This is a genomic window from Sulfobacillus harzensis (genome assembly GCF_012933365.1).
Lineage (GTDB): Bacteria > Bacillota > Sulfobacillia > Sulfobacillales > Sulfobacillaceae > Sulfobacillus_B > Sulfobacillus_B harzensis.
The window spans coordinates 1-3,321 of the sequence record NZ_JABBVZ010000192.1; the positions used below are offsets into that span (position 1 = coordinate 1).

General features: G+C 55.3%; 4 protein-coding genes. All 4 read left to right on the forward strand.

The features are described 5' to 3' along the window. The first annotated feature begins 90 nt into the window (after positions 1-90). A complete protein-coding gene (lipA, locus tag HIJ39_RS22040; protein WP_169103193.1) occupies positions 91-969 on the forward strand; it encodes a lipoyl synthase in 879 nt (292 codons plus the stop codon). 200 nt (positions 970-1,169) lie between these two features. Next, a complete protein-coding gene (locus HIJ39_RS22045) occupies positions 1,170-2,018 on the forward strand; it encodes a DNA adenine methylase (protein WP_338055272.1) in 849 nt (282 codons plus the stop codon). Positions 2,019-2,253: 235 nt separating this feature from the next. Beyond that, the gene (locus HIJ39_RS22050; protein ID WP_169103194.1) at positions 2,254-2,793 is read left to right on the forward strand and encodes a hypothetical protein; all 540 of its coding nucleotides are present in this window, start codon (positions 2,254-2,256) and stop codon (positions 2,791-2,793) included. 82 nt (positions 2,794-2,875) lie between these two features. Next, positions 2,876-3,321 (forward strand): 3-hydroxyacyl-CoA dehydrogenase NAD-binding domain-containing protein (locus tag HIJ39_RS22055; protein ID WP_338055273.1); only part of this gene is annotated, 446 nt, incomplete at its 3' end.

Below are 3,321 nucleotides of genomic sequence, written 5' to 3' on the forward strand. Positions count from 1 at the left end.
GGACAAAGGGTTGAACGAGATCCAGTGGCTCGTTGCAATGTTTGACAAACTTATCCACCACTGAGACTAACAAATAAAGGAGTAGACCGGATGAATACTGTTCATGAAAAGCCGCCGTGGCTAATGGTAAAGGCAACCCCAGGCCCGAATTATCAGAGGCTCAAGGGAATAATGCGGGCGAAGACACTCCACACCGTCTGCGAGGAAGCGCATTGTCCCAACATTTTTGAGTGCTGGGATAGGGATAAAACTGCCACGTTCATGATTTTAGGCGACACATGCACTCGGAATTGTCGGTTTTGCGCCGTTAAGAGCGGACGTCCGGGGAAGCACGTGGATTGGGACGAACCGGACCGTGTGGCAGACGCGGTGCGGGACATGCAATTGGCTCATGTTGTGATTACCAGTGTGGATCGGGATGATCTGCAAGATGGAGGAGCTTCAATTTTTGCCGCCACAGTCATGGCTATTCGCCGGCAAGCACCCGGATGCCAGGTCGAGCTGTTAATTCCGGACTTCGCTGGTGACGAGAAAGCGCTGCAAATTGTGGTAGACCAACAGCCGGAGCTTCTTGACCACAATGTGGAGACGGTGCGCCGAATGACGCCTAAGGTTCGCTCGCGGGCTACCTATGACCGCTCGTTGACCGTTTTGCGCAACGCCAAGATGATGCTGCCTGGCCAGCGTACCAAATCGAGCATTATGCTCGGGGTAGGAGAAACCTGGGACGAGATTTTGGAGACGCTGGATGACTTGCGGGCCTCAGGTGTTGACATTGTTACGATTGGTCAGTATTTGCGGCCTACACCGCAGCAAATGCAGGTGGTCCGCTTTTACACTCCGGATGAATTTGCGGCTCTGCAGCAAGAAGGAATGAGTCGGGGATTTCTCCATGTGGAGTCCGGACCCTTGGTGCGGACGTCATATCACGCGGCTCGCCAGGCGCTGCGTGCGGCAATCAAACCCTGAACAACACGCGGGCGGCGAACGGCAATAGCCTCTCGGGACGCCTGCAAATGAATGGATGTGCCGGTATCCCGCTCAGACCTTGGCGTAGCGGGGATTATGGGACCTGTCAAGCAGGACAACGGCAACCGGATCACGAAGCGTATTACGACAAACGAGTGTGTCTTCGGTGACTCGTCAAGGCTCTGAGAGGAGGGTGATTGGTGTATTGTCCGGTGGACGTGCCCCAAGCCGCCCTTAGCCCCATCAAGTGGGCAGGCGGTAAACGACAGCTGTTGCCTCAGCTCTTGGCCGCGCAACCTTCGTCCTGGAATCGGTACCTGGAGCCGTTTGCCGGAGGAGCTGCATTGTTTTTCGCCCTTCGGGCGCCCGGCGCTTATCTTAGCGACACCAATCCGGAACTCATCAACATGTACCGGGTCATTCGGGATGACGTCGAGTCGTTGATCGCTCACTTAAGGCGGCACCGCAACGAAGCGGAATATTTCTATGCGGTGCGGGCTTTAAATCCGGAATCGCTCACTCCGACCGAGCGGGCTTCCCGCTTAATTTTCCTTAACAAGACGTGCTTCAACGGGTTGTTCAGGGTCAACAGCAAGGGAAAATTCAATGTGCCGTTCGGTCGCTATCAGAACCCGGTGATCGTGAACCCTGATCGGTTGCGAGCCGCACACCGTGTCCTGCAAACCGCTGAAATTGTAGAGGCCGATTACTCGGCGGTGCTGGATGTGGCTCAACCTCATGACTTTGTGTATGTCGATCCGCCCTACGTTCCGGTCTCGACGACGGCCAACTTTACCAGCTATACAGCGGACGGCTTTAATTGGAGCGATCAGGTTCAACTTGCCAACATGGTTCGCCAGTTGGCTCAGCGCCGATGCTACGTGATGGCCTCCAACGCCGATGTGCCCGCGATCCATAATCTCTATCGCGGGATGTGGATTCAGGTTGTGCCGGTGCGGCGTGCTATTAATTCCGACGCGACAAAGCGTTCTGGCGCTACCGAAGTTATTATCACCACCTATCCAGTTGAGGGAGCACATCGTAGCTAGTGTGCCGAGTGTAGAGCGAATCAAACGGAGCTGCCGGCCTTTCGATGGTATCGATGGCTGAAAGGGCTGGGAGCATGGCTCCCGAATCGCTTCGCCGTTTGCCGAATGCCGGGTCGGGGCTTATGGCTAGAGGAATTAAAGTGTAAACGTGCCTTTGAGCGTTGGGTGTTCCCATCGGGAAAGCTGACCGTCCATAAAACGCGCTTTGCTATCAACACGCCAGGAGGGGGAACCTTTGACATTTCTATCCGCTATTCGCCTTGCCGTCGCCCCAATTGGGGCATCTGCCTTGCTTGCGGGATGCGGCTTTTCGTCTTCCAACGCAGCCTCGTCCACGCCCCCTTCCACGACGACCAAACCTCCGGTAACCGTCACCGTAACGCATTCCGTTCCCGTCACGAAGACTGTCACGATCACGCAATCCCCCGCGGCCACTGGTCACGATGCGCTTAATCCCAAGGCGTCCACCAATGTCTCCACCCCGGTGCCGCTGATCATTAAAGGTATGACGAACGCGACGACGGGATCGACCATCTCCGTCGGCTACAACGCTACCACTCACTATCAGTGGGGGCTGTTCAGCCTCACCCTATGGGTGTTTGGGAATCCCGCAGGCTCCTACACGATGCCGTACTGGTCCACGAATGCCAACGGGACCTATGCGTTCCAGTTGCCGATGGCGCTAAACACTATGACCGTCCGCATCATTGCGCAGTTTTTGGGCCCGCAAGGGAAGATTGTTACGGAATACGGCCCGATGTTTACTGTCCGATAACCTGCCGAGAATCATTTTGCATGCTGGCAATCGTGTCATGCTATGCTGATTCTGACAGGTTGCGAGGAAGGGGAGGAGTCCCGTGGACATTCGACGAGTGATGGTGGCAGGAAGCGGCGTATTGGGGAGCCAAATCGCGTTTCAAACGGCATATCATGGTTATACCGTTATGGTCTACGATATCAGCGGCGAGGCTCTCAGAAAAGGGCGGGAGCGCATGGAAGTGCTTGCTGTCCGTTATGCACACGACTTAAAGGCACCGCCATCGTCCATCGACGAGGCCCGTGGACGAATGGCGTTTTCCAGCGATTTGGCGGAAGCTGTAAAGAATGCCGATTTAGTCATTGAGGCCATTCCTGAGATTTTGTCTGTCAAACAAGCTTTTTATCAACAGTTGGGACGGCTAGCTCCCGCAAATACCATCTTCGCGACCAATTCGTCGACGCTCATTCCTAGGAGAGTTTTCATAAAGTCTCCCGGGAGCGTCGACCTGGCGGAACGCGCCAAGATTTTGCGATCGCAGCCAGC